Source organism: Micromonospora narathiwatensis (assembly GCF_900089605.1).
Taxonomy (GTDB): domain Bacteria; phylum Actinomycetota; class Actinomycetes; order Mycobacteriales; family Micromonosporaceae; genus Micromonospora; species Micromonospora narathiwatensis.
Genome location: NZ_LT594324.1, coordinates 1808328 through 1829052, shown reverse-complemented (window position 1 = coordinate 1829052; position 20725 = coordinate 1808328). Strand labels below are relative to the sequence as shown.

Below are 20725 nucleotides of genomic sequence, written 5' to 3'. Positions count from 1 at the left end.
GGTGGGTGGTCAGCCGGCCGAGCCGGCCCGATGGCGGGCGGCGGCAACCACGGCCTGGCCCAGGGAGATGCCGCCGTCGTTGGGGGGCACCCGGGAGTGCACGAGCGGGCGGAACGCCGCCGCCTCCAGCCCGGACACCACCCGGTCGAGCAGCAGCACGTTCTGGAACACGCCACCGGAGAGCGCGACGCTGCTCAGTCCCGTACGCTCCCGGGCCGCTGCCGCCGCCCGCACCACGGCGTCGGCCAGGCCGTGGTGGAAGCGCGCGGCGATCCGGCCCGGGTCCACGCCGGCGAGCAGGTCGTCGACCACGCACCGGACGAGCTGGCGGCCGACGTCGGCGAGCGGGACCGGCCCGGGCGCGTCGGTCCGGTAGCCGCCACGCTCGTCGGGATCCGCCCGCTGTTCCAGGGCGATGGCGGCCTGTCCCTCATAGCTGACCCGATCACGCAGGTCCAGCAGCGCCGCGACGGCGTCGAAGAGCCGACCCACACTGGAGGTGGGCGGCGAGTTGAGGCCGCCGCGCGCCAACGCCACCACCGCGGGCCAGCGCCGCTCGTGCCGCCGCAGCACCGGCAGGTCCGGCAGCGCGTCGCCGTACAACTCGTCGAGGTATGCCGCGGCCATCCGCCACGGCTCGCGGACCGCCGCCGACCCGCCGGGCATCGGCACCGCGTCGAGGTGGCCGACCCGCTGGAACCCGACCAGGTCGGCGACGAGCAGTTCGCCGCCCCAGAGAGTGCCGTCCGGGCCGTACCCGAGACCGTCGAACGCGACGCCGAGCACCGGGCCGGGCTCGCCGTTGTCGGCCAGGCAGGCGGCGATGTGGGCGTGGTGATGCTGTACGCCGACCAGCTCGACGTCCTCGCGCCGCAGCGCGTACTTCGTCGACAGGTATTCGGGGTGCAGGTCGTGGGCGACGACCTGCGGCCGGATGTCGAACAGCCGACCGAAGTGCTCGATGCCGTCGGTGAACGCGCGCAGCGTCTCGTAGTTCTCCAGGTCGCCGATGTGGTGCGAGACGAAGGCGCGACGCCCCTTCGCCAGGCAGAACGTGTTCTTCAGTTCGGCGCCGCAGGCGAGCACCGGCCGGTCGAACCGCCACGGCACGGTCACCGGCGCGGGCACGTACCCCCGGGAGCGCCGCACCGGCAGCTCCCGGTCGCGGAACACGCGTACCACGGAGTCGTCGGTGCGGACGTGGATGCGCCGGTCGTGCGTCAGGAAGGCGTCGGCGATGCCCGCCAGTCGCACGCGGGCGTCGTCGTCGCGGTGGGCGATCGGTTCGTCGGAGACGTTGCCGCTGGTCAGCACGATCGGCATGCCGAGCCGGCCGAGCAGCAGCTGGTGCAACGGCGTGTACGGCAGCATGACGCCCAGGTCGCGGTTGTCCGGCGCCACCGACGCGGCGACCGGGGCGTCCGGGCGGCGGGGCAGCAGCACCACGGGACGGCGGGCGCCGGTGAGCACCGGCACGGCCGCCGCCGCCACGTCGACCAGGACACGCGCCGCCGGCAGGTCGCCGGCCATCACGGCGAACGGTTTCTCCTCGCGGCGCTTACGGGCGCGCAGCGCGGCGACGGCTCGTTCGTCGTCGGCGCGGACGGCGAGATGGTAGCCGCCCAGCCCCTTGAGCGCGACGATCCGCCCGTCGCGCAACCACCGCACCGCGCCGTCAAGGGGCGGGCCGTGGACCGGGTCGCCGGCCCCGGTGACGAGCCGCAGGGTCGGGCCGCACTCCGGGCAGCACACCGGCTCGGCGTGGAAGCGGCGGTTCCCCGGATCCGCGTACTCGGCGGCGCAGTCCGGGCAGAGCGGGAACGCGGCCATCGTGGTGGCGTCACGGTCGTACGGCACGTCCGTGACGATGGTGAAGCGCGGCCCGCAGTTGGTGCAGTTGGTGAACGGGTAGCCGTGCCGACGGTCCGCCGGATCGGCCAGCTCGGCAAGGCAGTCCGGGCAGGTGGCGGTGTCCGGGGAGATCAGGGCGTCCCGGCCGGCGCCGGTGACGCTGGTGACGATGACGAAGCCGGGCTGCCCGGTCGGCACGACGGTCTCGGTGGTGACCCGCTCCACCTGGGCCAGCGCGGGTGCGCGTCGGCTGAGGTCCGCGACGAAGGCGGCAAGCCGCCGGCCGTCCCCTTCGACCTCGACGAAGACGCCGCCGGTGTCGTTGCCGACGAACCCGGCCAGGCGGTGTTCCGTCGCGAGCGCGTGCACGAACGGGCGGAAGCCGACGCCCTGCACGATGCCCTCGACGCGGACGTGGAGCCGCGCCACGCTGACCTGGCCCATGACTGCCGGTCAGAGTTCGCCGGCCAGGGCCTGCTGGGTGAGTTCCCAGAGCACGTGGTAGAGCGTGGTCTGCGCCTCCTGCACCCGGTGCACGGATGCGGACGGCACCACGAAGAGGTGCTCGACGACGTCGGATTCGGCCATCCGGCCGCCGTCGTATCCGGCGATGCCGACGGTGACCAGGCCCCGCCGGGCCGCCTCCGCGAGCCCGCACAGGACATTGGTCGAGCCCCCGCTCGTGGACAACGCCACCGCGATGTCCCCGGCGCGACCGAACGCCGCCACCTGCCGGGCGAAGACCACGTCGAATCCCACGTCGTTGGAGAGTGCCGTGATCAGGGCGACGTCGTGGGTCAGCGAGATGGCCGGCAACGGGCGGGCGGCCGTCGGCGGGTGCAGGAACAACTGCGCGACGTCCTGGGCGTCGGTGCTGCTTCCGCCGTTGCCGAACGCGAACAGCGTGCCGCCGGCGGAGAAGGCCGCGGCGCACCGACGGGCGCAGTCGACCAGCCGCTGCCCGTGCTCGGCGACCAGCGCCCCGCGCAGCGCCACGATCTCCGCCGCCTTCTCCCTGGTGGACGTCGCGACCGCGGCGAGCACCGCGTCCACGTCGGCCGGCTCGTCGTCGAGGAACGGATAGAGCGCCCCGAGGGCACCCCCGACCCGGGTGCTCATCGGATCCTGTCCACCACTGCGATCGCCTCCTTGGCGTGCACCAGCACGACGTCGCCCGGCACCGCCTCGACCAGGGCGACGCTGACCTCCTCCGGGCCGGCCTCGGTCTCGACCACCGCCAGGCCGTCACCGGTCAGCTCCCGGACCCGGACGGCCACGGCCATGTCCGAGCAGGTGATGCAGATGTCGTCACCGTGGCACTCCGACGCCGGGCCGGTCGACGCGCTCACCGGGCCGCCGCCCGGTCCAGCAGGCCCGGCTGCTCGAAGAACACATGCACCAGTTCCCACAGGATGTGATAGATCGTCACGTGCACCTCCTTGACGATGCACGGATCGTCGGAGCGGGCGATGACGACGTGGTCGGCGGCCGCGTCACGAGCGATGTCACCGCCGTCGCCGCCGAGCAGGCCGACGGTGAGCAGGCCCAGGTCGCGGGCCGTGGCGAGCCCGCGGCGTACGTTGGCGCACCGGCCGTCGGCCGACAGGCCGAGCGCGATGTCCTCCGGAGTGGCGAGGAGTCGAAGCTGTGCGGCGAACACCTCGTCGAAGCCGTCCGCGCGGGCGATCCCGGTGAGGGTGGCCGCGTCGTTCGTCAGGGAGATCGCCGGCAGTGCCCGCTTGCCCACGATGACCGGGTGGACGAACTCGACCACGATGTGCTGGGCGTCGGTCGCCGGCCCGCCGTTGCCGAACACGATCAACTTGCCGCCGCGATGGAACCGCACGGCCATCTCGTGGCAGGTCCGCGCGATCCGTTCCGCGTCGGCGGCGAGCGCCTCCCCGGGCGCGAGCCGGCGGGCGAACGCTTTGTCGACGGCCGGGAACACAGGAGATCGCATGGTCCTCCGGTCAACCTCGAACGGCGTAGGGATCGCGACGCCCGACGCCGGCCGCCCGCTCGAAGGCGTCCGCCGAGCGCCGCACGCAGGCGTCGACGACCTGGTTGAGGTACGTCAGGTGAGTGACCCACGAGCGGAGGTCGTCGTGACCCTGGGCCGTCAGCGTGTAGCACCGGCGCGCCGGCCCGGCGCCGTCCGTTTCCCAGGCTGAGATCACCGACCGGTCGCGCTCCAGGCCACGGAGCACCCGGTAGACGTGACCCGGCTCGACGTCGGAGACGCCCATCGTCTCAAGCCGCTCGATCAGGTCGTACCCGTGACCGGGCCGTTCGAAGATCAGCAGCAGGAGGAACGGGTGCAGCAGGCCCCGCAGCTCACGTCCCGGCATGCGTGATCCCTCCCCCCGTACGGCACCGGTTTGCTCCGTGAAGCTAAGCACAGCCAGGGGAGAGATATGCCGGTTTCTCCTGTTTGAGGTTTCTGGTCCGATCCGGTGCCGCCACGTCGCGCCGGCCAGGAACGACGACCCGGCCCGGAAGCGTCGGCGGACGAATCAACAGATTCAGCAGCGAGCGACGTCGCCGGTCTGTGACCCTGACCGCGTGGGCACAGCACCTGGGGGCGAGGCCGTCGAGTTGCGGGTGCACGGGGTGTCGGGCGCGTCGGCGGACAAGATCCTCGACCACCCGATCGTGGTACGCGTCGCCGGGGATCGACACGCCGGGTTCTACCGGCCCCGGCCGGGAACCGGCGCGGCCGGCGGCGCCGCCGCCGGAGTCGCCGTCGAGGCGTACCGCTGGGGTTCCCTGACCGCCGGTGCCGCCGTACGCACCGCGTCCATGCTGCTGCTGTTGCCGTTCATGCTGGGCAACCTCGCGATCTGGCTGCGCCCCAGGTCGGCCGACCGGTTCGGTCTGCTCGGCGCGCTGTGCCGCCTGCTCGCCGCCAGCCTCACCGCCGCCCTCATGCTCGCCATCATCGGTGCCACGGTGAACCTCCTCGGCTGGCAGTGCGTGCCGTACGCCCAGTGCCGTCAGGGCCGGCCCTACCTGTCCTGGCTCGTCGCGCTGCCGGTGGGGCCACGCCTGGCCCTGCTGTCGCTGATTCCGCTGCTCGCACTGCGCCTGTGCTGGACGATCGGCGCGCGATCGGCGCGGGCGTTCGAGGGCTTCGGCCCGACCTCACCGGAGCCGAAGCCCTCGGAACTGACGGAAAGTCTCACCACGCCCGGTTTCTGGGACGACGAGCGGATCACGTCCTGGCTGCGCCAGATCCACGTCGGGATCGGCGCCGGCACGGTCGACGTCAGCCTGCTGGCCGGCCTCTCCGCCGGCAGACACGACACCATCCGGCTCCTGCTGCTCGACGCCGCCGCCGCGCTGGTGATGTTCTGCGCGGTACTGCTCTGCCTGCCCGTGCCGACCGGCCCGGCGCAGGCCCGGCGCCTCCTGCGCCCGCTGTGGGCGATCGTCGCCACGGTGACCGGCCTGAGCCTGGCCTACGCCACGACCACCCGCTCCGTCGACGAGGCGGTGGTCGGGCAACTGCCGGGCTACGAGGGCGCCGCGGCCGGCCTGATCGCGACGCAGGGCGTCCTGCTCGTGGCGATCGCCGTGGTAGCCCTCGCCCGCACGCGCCAGAAGACGGACCCGGCCGAGAGCCGGCCGTGGCTGCGCGGGCTCGGCACGCCGGTCGTGGCGGCCATGTCGGTCAGCATCGCGGCGGCCTTCACCGCCACCCTCGTCTTCCGCGTCGCCGACTATCTCGACCGGGGTTACATCCCCGATCCGCTCCGGCCGAATCCGCCCGCCTACGGCCCCCTGGAGCCACCGGTCGCGTACTGGTGGGCGGCACTGGCCGGGCTGACCGCGTTGCTGATCGTCACCGCGGCCGCCGCCGCCACCGTCCTGCTCACCCGCTACCGGCGACGCATCCTGGCCAGGCGGATCGTCGAGCGGGACTTCCCGCACGTGCCTCCGCACGCGGCGGCCCGGCTACGCCTGGTGCGGACCACCATCGCCAGATCCCAGGTGACCGAGGAACTGGGCCCGATGCTGGTCGTCTTCTTCGTGGTCTCCGCCCTGGGACTCGCCACCGTCGCGCTCGACCTGCTCGGGATCGGTCCCACCGAGTTGGTGAGCCGACTCAGCGGGCAGCACGACGGCATCGGTCTGCTCGCCGCGTACGTCACCGACGCCGGCATCTGGTTCATCAGCCTGCTCGTCGTCGGCCTCATCCTCCTCGGCTACCGCGCGTACCGGTCGCGCGAGACCCGACGCCTCGTGGCCATCGTGTGGGACCTGGGCACCTTCTGGCCCCGCACCGTGCACCCCTTCGCGCCGCCCTGCTACGCCGCCCGGGCGGTGCCCGAACTGGCCAGGCGGGTCTCCGCGCTCGCCGCACAGGGACCGGTGGTCATCTCCGGACACAGCCACGGCTCCGTGCTGGCCACGGCCACCATCCTGCAACTACCTCCGGCCGCCCTGCCCAGCGTCGCGCTGCTGACCTACGGCTGCCCCCTGCGCCGCGTCTACGCCCGGCTGTACCCGGCCTACTTCGGCGATCAGGCGCTGCGCGACCTGGGTGACCGGCTCGACTGGCGCTGGCGCAACCTCTGGCGCGACACCGATCCGATCGGCGGCCCCCTCTTCGGCCACCACCGGGGCGCGCAGCCGACCCTCGGCAACCCGGCGGCCGACGCGGTCGACATCCGGCTCCGCGACCCGCGTGCGGTGACCATCGACCCAGCCGACACCGTGCCACCCCCGGTCGAGCGCCACTGGCCGTACCACACGCAGCCCGAATACCAGGAGGCCGTGCGCTACCTCGCCGAGCGGGCCGGCCACGCCAGCACGGACAGTCCCGTGGCGGGACCGGAGCCGCCGCTCTGATCCGCCGCCCGACGGCCACCGGTCCGACGCTGGCGGCGCCCTGGTCGCCGGAGCCGTCACCGCGGCGACGCCGGTAGACTGCGGCACATCGTTCGACCGCCGGGAGACGCCATGGCCGGGGAAAAGGAGCACCCGCTCGATCAGGTACGACAGATCTGCACCGCGTTCCCCACGGTGACGGAGCGGCTGAGCCACGGCACCCCGACCTGGTTCGTCAACGGCAGGACCTTCGTCCAGCTGTGGCCGGACGGGCACCACCGCGACGAGTTCCCCCACCTCTGGTGCGCGGCTGCCCCGGGGGCACAGCAGGAGCTGGTGGCGACGGACTCGCGGACCTTCTTCCGCCCGCCGTACGTCGGGCACCGCGGCTGGGTCGGCGTCCGGCTCGACCGGGGCATCGACTGGGCGGAGGTGGCGGAGCTGTGCGAGGACGCGTACCGCGCGGTCGCCCCCGCACGGCTGCTCGCCCAGCTCGACGCCGGGTCCACCCCCGGCAGCGGAATCCGGGACTGAGCACGTCGGGGTCCTACCCGGAGATCCCGGTCCGGGAAGTGCCCGGAATCGGAACCCCGGCGCGCGGTGCTTCATATGCTCGGATGGTGCGATCACCGACGGATCGGCCCGCGCCCGAGGACGTCGTGGCCATCAGCGGCCTGACCCGACGGTTCGGGCAAGCGACCGTCGTGGACCACGTCGATCTCGTCGTTCCGCGCGGCGTGGCGTTCGGCCTGCTCGGCCCCAACGGCGCCGGCAAGACCACGATGATCAAAATGCTGATCACGCTGCTCGCCCCGAGCGACGGCACGGCGACGATCGCCGGCTGCGACATCCGTACACAACCGGCACGGGTCCGCCGGCTGGTCGGCTACGTACCGCAACTGCTCTCGGCCGACGGCTCGTTGACCGCGGAGGAGAACCTCCTGGTGTTCGCCCGGCTCTATCACCTGCCGAGGTCGCAGCGGCGGGCACGCATCGACGAAGCGCTCGCGTCGGTGGGGCTGGAGGGATCAGCACGGGAACTGGTACGCAACTTCTCCGGCGGCATGGTCCGCCGGCTCGAAATAGTCCAGTCGATGCTCCACCGGCCTCCGGTGCTGTTCCTCGACGAGCCGACGATCGGCCTGGACCCGGCAGCGCGCCGCGACGTCTGGGAGGAACTGCGCGGGGTCACCGCGCGGGAGGACACCACCCTCTTCATCACCACCCACGACATGGAGGAGGCGGAACAGCTGTGCGATCAGGTGGCGATCATGAGCCAGGGGCGACTGGTCGCACACGGCAGCCCTGACGAACTGAAGGCACAGGTGGGCCCCGACGCCAGCCTCGACGACGTCTTCATCGCCATGAGCGGCGGCGCCGACAGCGCAGCGAAGGGTGGGTTCAGAGATGTCGCCAGAGGCAGACGCACCGCACGGCGCCTCGGCTGAGCCGCGGCAGCCGCCCCCCGCCGGCCCACTCTGGCGACCCGGGCCGCTGCGCTTCGTCGAGGACACCGCGGCCATCGTCGACCTGGAGATCCGCAAGCTGCGTCACGACCCGCTCGAACTGCTGACCCGGGCGGTCCAACCGCTTCTGTGGCTGCTCGTGTTCGGCACGGTGATCGCGCACGCCCGCGCCATTCCGACCGGCGGCCTGCCGTACCTCGACTTCCTGGCGCCGGGGATCCTCGCCCAGAGCGCCCTGTTCGTCTCGATCTTCTACGGCATCGCCGTGATCTGGGAACGCGACCTGGGAGTGCTGAACAAGTTCCTGGTCAGCCCCGCGCCACGGGCGGCGCTGGTGCTCGGCAAGGCGTTGTCGGCCGGGGTACGCACCCTCGCCCAGGCGGTGATCGTCTATCTGGCGGCCGCCGCGCTGGGTGTACATCTTCGATTCGCCCCGCTCGCGCTGGCCGGCGTGGTGCTCACACTTGTCCTCGGCGCCGCCGTATTCGCCACCTTCTCCCTCGTCATCGCCTGTCTGGTGCGTACCCGGGAACGGTTCCTCGGCATAGGTCAGGTCCTCACCATGCCGCTCTTCTTCGCCTCCAACGCGATCTACCCGGTCGCGATCATGCCGCCCGCGCTGCGGTGGCTCGCCCACGCCAACCCGCTCACCTACCAGGTCGACATCCTGCGCACCCTGATGCTCGCCGGCGGGCGCAGCACCCTCGGGCTGCCGCTCGACTTCGCGGTGCTGATCGGCGCGCTCGTGCTCCTCGTCGCCATCGCCGCCCGCCTCTACCCTCGCGCCGTGCTCTGAGGCCATCGCCACCCGTTCCGCTCCTTTGACGCGGAGATCGCGGAGGCTTAGACTTCCGTCGATCTATTGAATTGTCCGGTTCCGCGCGGATGGTGCTGCCCGTCGCCCCCCGACCGTGGCGCGCAGCCACCCACGTGCCCGCCCGAGGGAGCAGTACATGTCGCGTACCCGTGTTTCTTGGCGACGCGGCCGCCTGGTGCCGCGACGGTTTGTCACGATGGGCACCCTCGCCGCCCTGCTCGCCGCCGCGGTCGTCGCCGCGGTGGGCGCGACCGGCGCTCCCGCGCTCGCCGGCACGAGCCAGTTCAAGGGTGTCAACTGGGCCGATCCCCGGGACAACTACGCCGACAACCCGGTCGTGCCGTCTGGGCTGTCCACGGCGGACAGCTACGCCACCACGTACGCCAAGGCGACCGCGGTCATCGGGGGCTTCCAGAGCAACCTCGGCGCGAACACGGTACGACTGCCGATCAATCCGTACACCGTGAACGGGTCCTTCTGGTCGTCGTACACCGGCGCCATCGACGCCGCCGTCGACCGGGGCTTCAAGGTCATCCTCAGCTACTGGGAGGGCACGGCGCACAAGGACGGGCTGGTCGACGACACCACCGCCTTCTGGAGCATGTGGCAGACCGTCGTCAACAGGTACGGCGGCAACAGCATGGTGCACTTCGAGCCGATGAACGAGCCGTTCGGCTACAGCCAGAGCGCGTGGGCGAACCTGGCCGCGAACTGGATCAGCACGTATCCCTCCGTGCCGAAGAACCGGATCTTCGTCAGCGGCACCGGCTACAACGACGACGTCACCAGCGTGTGCGCCGACAGCCGACTGTCCGGAACGTACCTCTCCCTGCACCACTACGGGTTCTGGAACAGCAGCCAGAGCAGCTACTGGTACTGGGCCAACGACCTGCGGAACAGGATCGGCTCGTGCGCCTCCCGCACCGTCCTGGACGAGTGGGGTGCGCCGATGACGACGGGACTGAACTACAACGGCCCGATCAACGGCAACGCCTACATCGCCTACATCCAGGCCGACAGCGACACGCTGCGCCTGCTCGGGATGGGCTCGGTCTACTGGCCGGGGTTGCGCACCGGGGACTCCTACAGCATGGCGACGCTCGGCGGCAGCGGCACCAACCTGACCCTCACCAACAACAACGCCTCCGGCGTCAGCCGACTGCAGTGGGCCTGGGGCCTCGGCGGCTCCACCGCCGCGGTGATCCGTGGGGTCGGCTCCAACCGGTGTCTCGACGTGCCCGGCTCGTCGACCACCTGGGGCACCAAGTTGCAGATCTGGGACTGCAACGGCGGCGGAAACCAGTCCTGGCTGCTGACCCCGTCGAAGACGCTGGTGGTGTACGGAAAGCTGTGCCTCGACGTTCCCGGCGGCAGCGTCTCCGCCGGTACCCGGGTGGAGACCTGGGACTGCGGTGGCAACGGGAACCAGCAGTGGAACATCAACAGCGACGGCACCATCACCAACGTGCAGTCGGGGCTGTGCCTCGACGTGACCGGCGCGGGCACCGCCAACGGCACCGCCGTCGAACTGTGGTACTGCAACGGCGCCGCGAACCAGCGGTGGACCCGCTCCTGACACCGGCGCCCTCGGCGAAATGTCGGAGGGCGGGGCTAGCGTGTTCGTCGTGACCGACCGCGGAGATGTGCCGCCCGGGTTTCTCGATCGGCTGCGGCCCATCTGCCTCGGGCTGCCGGAGACCTACGAGGAGCCGGCGTGGGTGGGCATCCGCTGGCGCGTACGCAAGCGGACCTTCGCCCACCTGCTCACCGTCGGTCCCGAGCATCAGATGGCGCAGGCCCGGGCGGCCGAGCCGGTCTGTGTCCTGACGTTCCGGGCGCCGGCGGACGAGGTGCACGCCCTCGTCGCCCAGGGGGATCCGTTCTACGCGCCCGGCTGGGGTGCCGACGTCCTGGGCATGGCGGTCGACGACGAGACCGACTGGGACGAGGTCGGCGAGTTGCTCACCGAGAGCTACTGCCTGTTGGCACCCAGGAAACTGGTTGCCCAGGTCGCCCTGCCGATCGCACCGCACGAGCCCGGCCGGTCGGCCGGCGATTAGCCCGTGTTTCATGGGGCTCGGAGCCACTGGTTGATGACGGCGATGGTGACGGTGGCTTCGCAGCGGACGGCGAGGTTAACCCTGCCAGGACGTTCGCCGAGGTGCCGTGCCGCTCGGTCGGCCCGCCACGCGAGCAGCACCGGCTCGATCAACGCCCACCGATCATCCGCCAAGTCCGACCGATCCCCACGCCGCCAAGACGGCCGGAGTGACCGGCCCTCCGTCGTGTCCTACTACTGCTTCGCCTGCAGTCCGTAGTCGACGAGCAGGGCACCTGAGGATGTTCCTTCGACCCGTGACAGCGTCAGCCTTCGCAGCTTGTCGTCGTCCTCGAACAACTTGCGACCGCTCCCCGACAGCGTCGGGGAGATGACGAGCCGTAGCTCATCCACCAGGTCCGACGCGATCAGGAGACGAGCGAGCCGAATACTGCCGTGGATGCCGATGTCCCCTCCCGGCTGCTCCTTCAAGTCGCGTACGTACTGCGGGATGGGGCCCGACACGACGGTGGTGTTGGCCCACGACACCGCCGGAGGTGTCGAGGTGACGACGTACTTGCGCACTCCGTTGATGAAGTCGGCGAAAGGATGGTCCTCCACCGCTGGCCAGTAGGCGGCCCACTCGTCGTAGGTCCGTCGGCCGAGAAGCACCGCGTCCTGGGTGTCGATGACACGGCAGAGGTTGGCGTGCATCGCCTCATCGAACGCGAAGACGTACCGGTCCGGATCTTCCGCGACGCCGTCCACGGACAACAGCGTGTAGAGCACCAGCTTCCGCATCGGGCCTCCTCCTGCTCGTGGTCGGTTTCCTTCGACCGAGGCTGCACGTTCCGGGCACGACGTGCCTGACTATCGGATCGCTGTCTACCGATCGCCAAGCGGTCGCCGCGTGTCGTTCACCTCACGCCTCGCCGCTAGATAGAAAACCGTCATTATGTTCTCCCGACCTCGATATCGAGGAGGGTTCATGGATCGGCGCACATTGCTGAGGGCAACGGTAGCCGGAGCGGGCGGTTTGTTGCTGCCATTCACGGCCTGGTCCACAGCGTACGCGGCACCGGCACAGAACGCCGCCAGTCCCTACGGTCCGCTGCAGGCCGCCGACGCCAACGGCATCCAACTGCCGGCCGGCTTCACCAGCCAGATCATTGCCCGGTCCGGCCAGGTGGTGCCCGGCACCTCGTACGTCTGGCACAACGCGCCGGACGGTGGCGCCGTGATCCCGAACGGCACCGGCTGGATCTACGTATCCAACGCCGAGACCAGCGCGCCACGTCGGGCGGTGGCGCCTCGATGATTTCGTTCAACTCCACCGGCCAGGTCACCGGCGCCTCCCGCATCCTGTCCGGCACCAACAACAACGGCGCCGGCGGCAAGACCCCGTGGAACACCTGACAGTCCTGCGAAGAGATCAGTCTCGGCCTTCGGTGGCCGCCTCCACCGCACGTCGGGCCCGGTCCGCCGCCGCACCGCCGCCGTACAGGCGGGCGCACAGCGAGGTCAGGATCTCGGTCACGTCCCGCACGAGGTCGTCGTCCACCTCGGCCGGGCTGGTCACGCCCGAATTGTTGCTTCTCGCGTTGGCCGCCGCGGCATGGGCTCGCTACCACCTCGCACTCGCCGTAACCATTGGCGCCTTCGGCGCGGAGATTTGGTACTCCGCGGCGAATGACCTGTGGCATGCGGTGGAGCCATGGGCGGGGATCGACGCGGTGTTGGGGCTCCGGGCGGGTCTCTACCTGGCCATGCAACTTTCTACGTGGGTGTGCCTGTTGGCCGTCCTGACGATGGTGCCGCTGCTTCGAGCACGTCGATCACGGGTGGCGCGACCATGGACCTGGCTCGTCGGCGCGGCAATGACCGTAGCTGTCGTGACGCCTATCCGCTCAATGGCTGGGTCGACCGGTTTACCCTGCCGGTCATCGTGGCCGCCGGGCTGGTGGCGGCTCTCGTGGGCGCGGCGCTCGATGTGCGGATATCGATCGCGGCCAGCGGGGTTTTTCTGGCGCTGATCCTGCCCATCCTGGCCCATGAACCAACCAGTTGGACGTTCGACGGCTCGAACCTGGGACCGCGACATGTGCTCCTCGGAGCCGTGGTCGGAATTCTTGCCACCAACGTCACGGTCAGCAGGATGGCGACCCACCGGCAAGTCGCCCTGTGAGCAGGCTGGTCGCTCTGCACAGATCCCTGACGAACGGTCCTTCGTCGCGGATCGGGCCACCGGACATGGACGGACCGGAGGGAGCGTCCCGACCATGGGACGCTCCCTCCGGCCTCAGGTGGTGCCGGTGCCGGTTGTCAGCCGGCGATTAGCTTGAAGTAGGTGCGGTACTGGAACCCGTTGTCGAGAGTCAGGACGAACTCCCGGCAGGTACCGACCCAGGACGGGTCGGTCTTCCACACGTAGTTGTACTGGCCGTTGGCGTTGACCGACAACTTCGAGTTGCCGGGGTTGCTCGCCGCGACCGGGGTCGGCCGAGGAGTGACCGGCCCGCTCGGGTTGACGGTCTTGAGCGTGTCGCAGTCCACCAGCCGCGAGTACGGCGAGTTGCTGGCCAGGATGTCCAGGCCCCGGTTGGCGGCCAGCTTGAACTTCATCGGCGCGGCGTCACCGGCGATGACCGTGTTCAACGCCGGCTGCGCGGACCGACCGACGAAGTCACCCCGACACGACGGGTGGGTGTCGAACGCCTCGGTGTTGTCGTTGCGGTTCGTGGTGCCCTGCACCGCGCTGTAGCCGAGACCACGACGGGCGAACGAGCCCCAGATGATGCAGGCGTTCTCGCCACCGGTCAGCGCCGCGTCGGCGGCGATGATCGCGTTACGGGAGGTCACGAAGCCCGGGCCGCAACCCTGCATCTTCAGCCCGTCGATGACCAGTTGGAGCGCGAGGTTGTTACCGCCGGTGTTCCACCCGTCGTAGATGTTCGGGTTGAACCCGTGCCGGTCGATCAGGTTCCAGGTCATGTCCCACAGCACGGAGGCCCAGCCGTGGCCGATGCCGTGCGGGACGGCCAGGGACGTGTTGTTCAGCCAGCCACCGGTCTTGATGCTGTCGTAGGTGAACGGCTGGATCTCCATGTTCCGCGAGTACGGCCGCGGCCGGATGCCGCCGCCGCTGCGGTCGTCCTGGAACAGCACGTACGGGCCCATGCCGCGCTGCCCGTCGGCGGTGTCGAACTTGGGGTCGAGCAGCATGGTGAGCGCGACGTAGTCGCTCCAGCCCTCGCCCTGCTGCTCATCGCCGCTCAGGCAGTTGACACCCAGGCCACCGGTCAGCCGGGTGGAGATGCCGTGGGTGTACTCGTGGATGATCACGCCGGCGTCGAGGTCGCCGTCGCGGATGCCCGGGTGGTTCGGGTTCTTGCGAACCGTACCGGTGACGGTGCCGGCGGCGATGGCCGCCTTGATGGTGGCCCCGTTGGCCTGGGTCACGGCGACCGCCGGGATGGTGACCGGCGCGGTCGTCATGGCGCCGGTGAGCACCGGCGCGGCACCCGACGCGTTGTGCGCGATGACCAGCGCCTTGGCGCCTACGGACTCGGCGACCTGGGTGCGCTGCAGGTAGGTGCAGGCGGTGGTGCCGCCGTCGACCACGCTGACCCAGTTGCCCGAGGGCAGCGAGGCGGGGTACGCGGCCGCGGTGCAGCCGGTGCCGGCGTAGACGAACTGTCCAGCCAGGCCGGCCGCCGTCGGTGCCGTCGAGTAGCGCGACCAGGAGGCGTTGAAGGAGCCGACGCCGTCCACGACGACCTGGTTCGGGTCGCCGAACTGGGTGCCCGGCCACAGGTACATCTGCATCCGGGGGGTGCCGCCGGACGCCGGGGTGGAGAAGTTGGCGTTGTTGGTGCCGCCGCCGTCGGCAGCCTCGGCGCGGACGTAGTCGCCGCCGACGCCCTTGCCGAATTTGTTGGCCTGGAAGTTGCCGGACACCTCGTCGAAGCCGTACAGGTAGGAGACGTCGTGGATGACGTTGTTCCAGTAGAACAGGTTGGCCGTGGCCGCGTCCCGGTAGTTCTGCGCGTGCTCGGCCAGGTCCAGCGGGAAGTCGAAGCTGAGGTTCGACCCGCCGTTCGGGCTGCTGCCGAAGTCCGGAGCGTTGTTGTTGTCCTGGTCCTGGTAGGCGTGGACGTTGTTGCCCTGGGTGGTGGTGTATTTGCCACCCGGCGTGCCGGTGTCGTGCCACCCGTTCGGCGAGGCCTTGCTGTCCGCCGGGTTGGTCACCAGGGTCCGCGGCCCGTCGTTCGGGCTCTCCTTGGGCGCGTTGTACACGCGGTAGCTCGAGCCGTCCTGGACGGGGTTGCGGGTGCCGGGGTTCGCCGGGCTGAGCTGCGTCGGCGTCGTCGACGTCGCGCTGCGGCCCAGGTTGCTGGCGATCTCCTCGGCGTTCTCGTGGGTGGTCCAGTCGTCGGCGTTGAGCAGCTCGCCGGTCTCGGCGTCGACCGCGGCGTTCCACAGGTGGTCGTCCGAGGAGTCGTCGATCACCAGCTGCCAGGCCAGCCGCAGACCGTCCTCGGTCTGCTGCCAACCCAGCTTCGCCGGAATCGGCTCGTCCGAGATCCCCGCATCCGACACGACGGTAGCCTTGGCCGCGCCGGCGTTGCGGCTCATCACCTTCGCGTTCTTCGGCTCGGCCAGGTCCAGACCTTCGGCCGCCGCCTCCACCGCCTCGACCGCGTCCAGCGACGCGCTGCCGGAAGCCTTCTCCGTCAGATCCGAGACCAGGGCGTCACCAACATGGATGACACTGCCGTCACGGGCGATGTTCACGGTGCTGACCGCGCCGAAGACGTCGAGGTCCTTGTGCCGCTGCACCAGGTTGACATGCGTCACCCCGTTGTGCTGGCTGGTGTAGCTCGACATCACCGACAGCTCGGACACGTCGGCGGCACGCACGCCGAAGTCGGCCGGGTGCGCCCGCAGATACCGCATCGCGATGTCGTTCGCCGCGCCCTCGTTCGGGCCGGTCAGAAAGATCGGGTTCTCCGGAGCCTCCTCCGGAGCAGCCCAGGCAGGTTTCGTGGCCAATGACGTCATGGACGCCACCAGCGTCGCGGACAACAGCAACGCGGCGTTGCGTCGACCACGGGACAGATACGGGGGCACCGCTGCTCCCTTCGGGGGTTGGACAGGACAGCACGAAGCGCCGATCCACGACCGCCGCAGCGGCCCGCCACGCTGATCCGCGACGCCCGCCCAGCGATTACGTTCAGTAGTCAGACCCGAGCGAGGTGAATTGCATCGACGCTACGGTGCGGTTTACGGGCCGATCATCCGACGGTTGGCGGAATATTCGAGCAGTGGCTCCTACGCCTGTCGCGGCCTCCGATCGACAACGGTCGGTGGCGTCGAGGACCCCGGGTGGTGTCATGCGATGGTCCGGTCGGGTCCGGTCTGCTTTGTAGCGTGCTGACCTGGCTCGACGGCGATGAAACGGATCTCCCGCACCGACAGCTTTGGGGTGAACCAGCACCATCTCATGCCGCGGCCATCCGCTCAGTTTACTTACGCAAATACGTGCATATCCCGCTGACTTCTTGACCAATGACCGATGGCCGGTACGGTCCTTACTCACACGACGCGCCTCTCCCAGCATCTGGACGGCGCGTCTGGTCTTTCGATCGGAAGGCGGCAGATGAAACATCGATTGGGAATTTGGCCACACAGAGGGCGCCGAGCCCTCGGCGTGCTGGCCGCGGGAATCCTCATGGTCGGCGTACTGCCCGGCACGGCTTCGGCGGCGGAGCCCGATCCGCGGATCGGGCTCGGCGCCGGCTGGCTCGACGCGCAGTCGGCGATCAGCAACCTGGAGCACGTCGCGCACCGCGACAAGCCGGCGGGTTTCGTCGACCCGGCGAACCCGGGTAACGGTGGGTTCTACAACTCGGACTTCACCTTCGGCGGCAAGTACGCGTTCTCGGGCAACTACAACGGGTTCAACATCTACGACGTCTCCAAGTCCAGCGACCCGCAGCTGGTCACCAGCGTCGTGTGCCCGGGTGGGCAGGGTGACCTTTCGGTCCACAACAACCTGCTCTTCATGTCGGTCGAGGAGACCCGCGGGCGGGTCGACTGCGGCACGAACCCGAACGTCGGCACCCGGTTCCAGGGCGTCCGGGTCTTCGACATCAGCGACGTGCGCAACCCGGTGCAGGTCGCGGCGGTTCAGCTCTGCCGTGGTTCGCACACGCACACGCTGGTGACCGACCCGAAGGACGCGAACAACGTCTACATCTATGTCTCGGGCACCGCTTCGGTGCGCCCGGCGACGACGATGGAGGGCTGCAACAACAACGCCGCGGACGGTCAGAACCCGTCGCGGTGGCGGATCGAGGTCATCAAGGTGCCGGTGGCGGCGCCTCAGCAGGCCGCCGTGGTGAACGAGCCGCGGCTGTTCACGGACCCGGCCACCGGCCGGATCGACGGTCTGCAGAACGGGCCGCAGACGCCCCGGCACCCGTCCGGGTCGACCTGGTCGCCCACGCCGAACACCAACGCCTGCCACGACATCACCGCGTACCCGGAGATCGGGCTGGCCGCCGGCGCCTGCCAGGGCAACGGCATCCTGATCGACATCTCGGACCCGGCGAACCCGCGTCGGATCGACGAGGTGTCCGACCCGAACTTCGCGTACTGGCACTCGGCGACGTTCAACAACGACGGCACCAAGGTGATCTTCACCGACGAGTGGGGCGGTGGTAGCGGTGCTCGTTGCCGCGACACCGACCAGCCGGAGTGGGGCGCCAACGCCATCTTCGACATCGTCGACCGGAAGATGAAGTTCGCCAGCTACTACAAGCTGCCGGTTCCGCAGACGCTGCAGGAGAACTGCGTCGCGCACAACGGTTCGCTGATTCCGGTGCCGGGTCGCGACATCATGATGCAGGCCTGGTACCAGGGCGGCATCTCGGTGTTCGACTTCACCGACTCGGCCCACCCGCAGGAGATCGCGTTCTTCGACCGCGGGCCGGTCAACCCGAACTCGCTCGTGCTCGGTGGGTTCTGGTCGGCGTACTGGTACAACGGCAACCTCTACGGCAACGAGATCGCCCGCGGTTTCGACGTGTTCAAGCTGACGCCCAGTCAGTACCTGTCGGCGGCGGAGATCAAGGCCGCGTCGGAGGTGCAGCTGAGCCAGTTCAACGCCCAGGGCCAGCCGAAGATCACCTGGACGCCGAGCTTCGCGCTCGCGCGTGCGTACTACGACCAGCTGGTGCGGGCCGACGCCATCGGCCACCCGGTGAAGTCCCAGGTCGACATGTTCCTGGAGCGGGCCGAGGGCTTCGCGGCTGACGGCAAGCGGTCCGCCGCTGCCGCGCAGCTGCGGGCGCTCTCCAACAAGCTGGGTGCGCCGCAGCACCAGCAGCTGAAGACGGCGGTGCTGGACCTGGCGGACTCGCTCTGACCTGCCGCTGACTGAAAGGGCACCTCGACTCGAAGCCATCGAGTCGAGGTGCCCTTCACCTTTGCCGCACCGGGCCGAGATCAGCTCATCTTGGCCAGCATCTCCTGCATCCGCTGAATCTCGATGCTCTGGTCGGCGTTGACCTCACGGGCGAACTGGTCGCTGGCCGGCTCAAGCCCGCCGCCCGTCGCGTAGAGCTCCTCCACCATCTTCAGGGCTCCCTGGTGGTGGCCGATCATGAAGGTCAGGAACAGCCGGTCGAACTCCGCGCCGTGCGCCTTCTTGAGCTGGTCGAACTGCTTGTCGGTGAGCATTCCCGGCATGAGCTCATGTCCGGCGTGGCCCGTGTGCGGCCCCGCGCTCGGCACGCCGCGCTCGTCGAGCCACCGCTGCATCCGCGTGATCTCGTCACGCTGCGAGACGTCGATCCGCTTCGCGAGCAGGGTCACGTCCGGGTTGGTGGTACGGCCGGCCAGGAGCCCGGTCATCTCCAGCGCCTGGGCGTGGTGCGGGATCATCCCTTCGATGAACAGGGTGTCGGCCGCGGTGAACCCGGGCGGCGAGACCTGGGACACCTCGTCGCCGGACAGGGATTTGCCCGGTTGGCCGGGGGCACCCGGCTGGACCACGTGCGAACTCGGCGGACGGTACGGCGGGTCGCTGTCGGCCCAGAGGGCGACAGCCACCCCCGAGCCAACGACGACGGTGGCGACGACGGCCGAAATTGTCATGCGACGAGACAGGGGCATTATTCACGTACCTATCCGGGCTTGAGCTGCGCAGAAGTGAAGTCATAGTGCCTCATGTCCGTCGCCGTCACCAGGCTTCCAACCGGCCGTGCCTTGATCATCCGCGAGCCGACGGATGGCCGACTCACCCGAATGACCAATGCCGGTGGGTCGTAGTCCGTGCAGCTCGGACCCGCCGCTGACGGCGGCGGGCGCCGAACCCACTGGTTCGGCGCCCACCAGGTCGTCCGGGAGAGTCAGGACAGGCCGTGCGCCCGCTTGTACTCCACCGCGTAGGCGATCTTGCCGGGCTTGGCCTCCGAGTACGGCTTGCTCAGCTTGTCGAACTCGCCCTTGTTGGCGGCCTTGCCGTCGTTCCACTGCTTCAGCGCGCCGAGTTCCGCGGCGGTGAACCCGCTGTCGACGACGGCGTCCCAGGGCAGCACGGTCATCGTCTCGGTCAGCGCCCTGACGGTGGCCAGGTAGCTGGCCTGGTCGTTCGGGTTCCAGGTGGCCAGGTCGATCGGCTTGCTGTCGCGGACCCAACTGCCCCAGTAGAACTCCTGGAACGGCAGCCCGTTCTGGGCGTAGCCGATGTCGCGACCGAAGTAGAGCAGGCTGCGGTACTTGTCGTCGGTGAAGTTGGCGAGCCCGACGCTGGTCGGCAGCTTGTTCACGGTGACCGGGTTGCCCTGCGGGTCACGCAGGTACACCCACTTGTGCGCCCGCATCTCGGCCCAGAAGTCCTGGCGGGTGAGGGTGCTCAGATTGGCGACCACCCGCAGCCGGACGTGCAGGTCGGCACCGCCGTCCGGGGTCTCGATGAAGGAGGTGAGCGTGTGGTGCCCGTCGGTGAGGAACGGCTCGCCACCGGGACCGATCACGACCGTCTTCATGGCGGCGATGCTGTCCGCCGTCTCCGCGCCGGCCGGCAGGGCACAGGTGAACGAGGTCGGGTCGTCCAGCCGCGCGTCCGGCGACGCGCTCGCCGCCTCGACCCGGCCGTCGGCCTCGCACCAGTCGTCGAACCTCTTGTTGATCGCGTCCTTGCCGAGGGTGTAGCGGCCGAGCTTGTAGTACACCTCGTCGTAGCCGAGCGACGGCTGGGTCGGGTGCACGTCGCCGATACGCACGTCGAGCAGGTCACCGGACTCGGCGCACAGGTACCGGGCGAACGGCGTGTGGCGGTTGTCGTGGCCGCAGAACGACGGTCGGGTACCCGGCGCGCCGGGCGCCGCGAGCGCGACCGACGCCGAGACAGCGGCACCGGCCCCGACGACGACGGCGAGGGCCGCCCCCACCAGCGAGGCACGGCGGGACGGAGATCTGAAGCGCATACACCTGCTCCTTGTGCCGGATTGCATGTCGCAGGCGAGCGTGCAAGCAATCAACCAACACGCGACGCCAGCACGGTGATCCGCGGGCGAACCGGTGATGAACGATCGACCGGCGACCGGCGACGCCCCGGCCGGCCTCACTCGACACCCACCGTCCTTTCTGGTGGGCTCGGTCGACCGGCGGCGCTCGGACATGCCATTAGCTCACCAACTTGATAGGGGGCCGCCG

General features: G+C 69.8%; 18 protein-coding genes and 1 pseudogene. 9 read left to right on the top strand and 10 right to left on the bottom strand.

The window, feature by feature from the left end:
• Positions 1-9: 9 nt before the first annotated feature.
• The 5 genes from hypF to GA0070621_RS08210 are packed head-to-tail and all read right to left on the bottom strand — an operon-like array spanning position 10 to position 4199.
• Positions 10-2295 carry a carbamoyltransferase HypF gene (hypF, locus tag GA0070621_RS08230; protein WP_091192796.1) on the bottom strand — a complete coding sequence of 762 codons (2286 nt, stop codon included), beginning with the start codon at positions 2293-2295 and terminating at the stop codon, positions 10-12.
• A 9-nt stretch (positions 2296-2304) separates the two neighbouring features.
• Positions 2305-2970: a D-sedoheptulose-7-phosphate isomerase gene (locus GA0070621_RS08225; RefSeq protein WP_091192794.1), complete on the bottom strand. Its 666-nt coding sequence runs from the start codon at positions 2968-2970 to the stop codon at positions 2305-2307.
• Positions 2967-3200 carry a HypC/HybG/HupF family hydrogenase formation chaperone gene (locus tag GA0070621_RS08220; protein ID WP_197673949.1) on the bottom strand — a complete coding sequence of 78 codons (234 nt, stop codon included), beginning with the start codon at positions 3198-3200 and terminating at the stop codon, positions 2967-2969. The genes GA0070621_RS08225 and GA0070621_RS08220 overlap by 4 nt, the downstream gene beginning before the upstream one ends.
• A complete protein-coding gene (locus tag GA0070621_RS08215) occupies positions 3197-3811 on the bottom strand; it encodes a D-sedoheptulose-7-phosphate isomerase (RefSeq protein ID WP_091192792.1) in 615 nt (204 codons plus the stop codon). The genes GA0070621_RS08220 and GA0070621_RS08215 overlap by 4 nt, the downstream gene beginning before the upstream one ends.
• Before the next feature lie 10 nt (positions 3812-3821).
• The gene (locus GA0070621_RS08210; protein WP_091192790.1) at positions 3822-4199 is read right to left on the bottom strand and encodes a helix-turn-helix transcriptional regulator; all 378 of its coding nucleotides are present in this window, start codon (positions 4197-4199) and stop codon (positions 3822-3824) included.
• 214 nt (positions 4200-4413) lie between these two features.
• On the opposite strand from GA0070621_RS08210, the gene GA0070621_RS08205 reads away from it, so the two are divergent.
• The 6 genes from GA0070621_RS08205 to GA0070621_RS08180 all read left to right on the top strand — a co-directional run bounded on the left by GA0070621_RS08205 (position 4414) and on the right by GA0070621_RS08180 (position 11024).
• The gene (locus tag GA0070621_RS08205; protein WP_091192788.1) at positions 4414-6702 is read left to right on the top strand and encodes a hypothetical protein; all 2289 of its coding nucleotides are present in this window, start codon (positions 4414-4416) and stop codon (positions 6700-6702) included.
• Positions 6703-6813: 111 nt separating this feature from the next.
• Positions 6814-7215: an MmcQ/YjbR family DNA-binding protein gene (locus GA0070621_RS08200; RefSeq protein ID WP_091192786.1), complete on the top strand. Its 402-nt coding sequence runs from the start codon at positions 6814-6816 to the stop codon at positions 7213-7215.
• 38 nt (positions 7216-7253) lie between these two features.
• The gene (locus GA0070621_RS08195) at positions 7254-8129 is read left to right on the top strand and encodes an ABC transporter ATP-binding protein (protein WP_167666707.1); all 876 of its coding nucleotides are present in this window, start codon (positions 7254-7256) and stop codon (positions 8127-8129) included.
• Positions 8089-8943, top strand: coding sequence for an ABC transporter permease (locus tag GA0070621_RS08190; protein WP_091192782.1), 855 nt, complete (start codon positions 8089-8091; stop codon positions 8941-8943). The genes GA0070621_RS08195 and GA0070621_RS08190 overlap by 41 nt, the downstream gene beginning before the upstream one ends.
• Positions 8944-9160: 217 nt before the next feature.
• Positions 9161-10540: a ricin-type beta-trefoil lectin domain protein gene (locus GA0070621_RS08185; RefSeq protein WP_091192781.1), complete on the top strand. Its 1380-nt coding sequence runs from the start codon at positions 9161-9163 to the stop codon at positions 10538-10540.
• 49 nt (positions 10541-10589) lie between these two features.
• Positions 10590-11024, top strand: a complete 435-nt coding sequence (locus GA0070621_RS08180; protein WP_091202180.1) for an MmcQ/YjbR family DNA-binding protein — start codon at positions 10590-10592, stop codon at positions 11022-11024.
• 233 nt (positions 11025-11257) lie between these two features.
• Here the strand turns inward: GA0070621_RS08180 and GA0070621_RS08175 are convergent, their stop codons facing one another.
• Positions 11258-11803, bottom strand: coding sequence for a dihydrofolate reductase family protein (locus tag GA0070621_RS08175; RefSeq protein ID WP_091192779.1), 546 nt, complete (start codon positions 11801-11803; stop codon positions 11258-11260).
• Between the two features lie 187 nt (positions 11804-11990).
• Between GA0070621_RS08175 and GA0070621_RS08170 the strand changes: the two genes are divergently transcribed.
• The gene (locus GA0070621_RS08170) at positions 11991-12320 is read left to right on the top strand and encodes a hypothetical protein (RefSeq protein ID WP_231920993.1); all 330 of its coding nucleotides are present in this window, start codon (positions 11991-11993) and stop codon (positions 12318-12320) included.
• A 114-nt stretch (positions 12321-12434) separates the two neighbouring features.
• On the opposite strand, the pseudogene GA0070621_RS08165 reads toward GA0070621_RS08170, so the two are convergent.
• Positions 12435-12581 (bottom strand): annotated as a pseudogene (locus GA0070621_RS08165) (IS607 family transposase); the annotation flags it as partial.
• A 273-nt stretch (positions 12582-12854) separates the two neighbouring features.
• Between GA0070621_RS08165 and GA0070621_RS08160 the strand changes: the two are divergent.
• The gene (locus GA0070621_RS08160) at positions 12855-13187 is read left to right on the top strand and encodes a hypothetical protein (protein ID WP_091192778.1); all 333 of its coding nucleotides are present in this window, start codon (positions 12855-12857) and stop codon (positions 13185-13187) included.
• A gap of 137 nt (positions 13188-13324) precedes the next feature.
• On the opposite strand, the gene GA0070621_RS08155 is transcribed toward GA0070621_RS08160, so the two are convergent.
• Entirely contained in the window at positions 13325-16132 is a 2808-nt protein-coding gene (locus GA0070621_RS08155) for a M36 family metallopeptidase (RefSeq protein WP_167666706.1), read from the bottom strand.
• A 580-nt stretch (positions 16133-16712) separates the two neighbouring features.
• On the opposite strand from GA0070621_RS08155, the gene GA0070621_RS08150 reads away from it, so the two are divergent.
• Positions 16713-18431, top strand: coding sequence for an LVIVD repeat-containing protein (locus tag GA0070621_RS08150; RefSeq protein ID WP_167666705.1), 1719 nt, complete (start codon positions 16713-16715; stop codon positions 18429-18431).
• A gap of 80 nt (positions 18432-18511) precedes the next feature.
• Here the strand turns inward: GA0070621_RS08150 and GA0070621_RS08145 are convergent, their stop codons facing one another.
• Together GA0070621_RS08145 and GA0070621_RS08140 are read right to left on the bottom strand one after the other, a co-directional pair.
• Positions 18512-19180 (bottom strand): DUF305 domain-containing protein, encoded by a 669-nt coding sequence (locus GA0070621_RS08145; protein ID WP_091192774.1) that lies wholly within the window; start codon positions 19178-19180, stop codon positions 18512-18514.
• A 236-nt stretch (positions 19181-19416) separates the two neighbouring features.
• Entirely contained in the window at positions 19417-20496 is a 1080-nt protein-coding gene (locus GA0070621_RS08140) for a ParB/Srx family N-terminal domain-containing protein (protein WP_091192773.1), read from the bottom strand.
• Positions 20497-20725 lie beyond the last annotated feature (229 nt).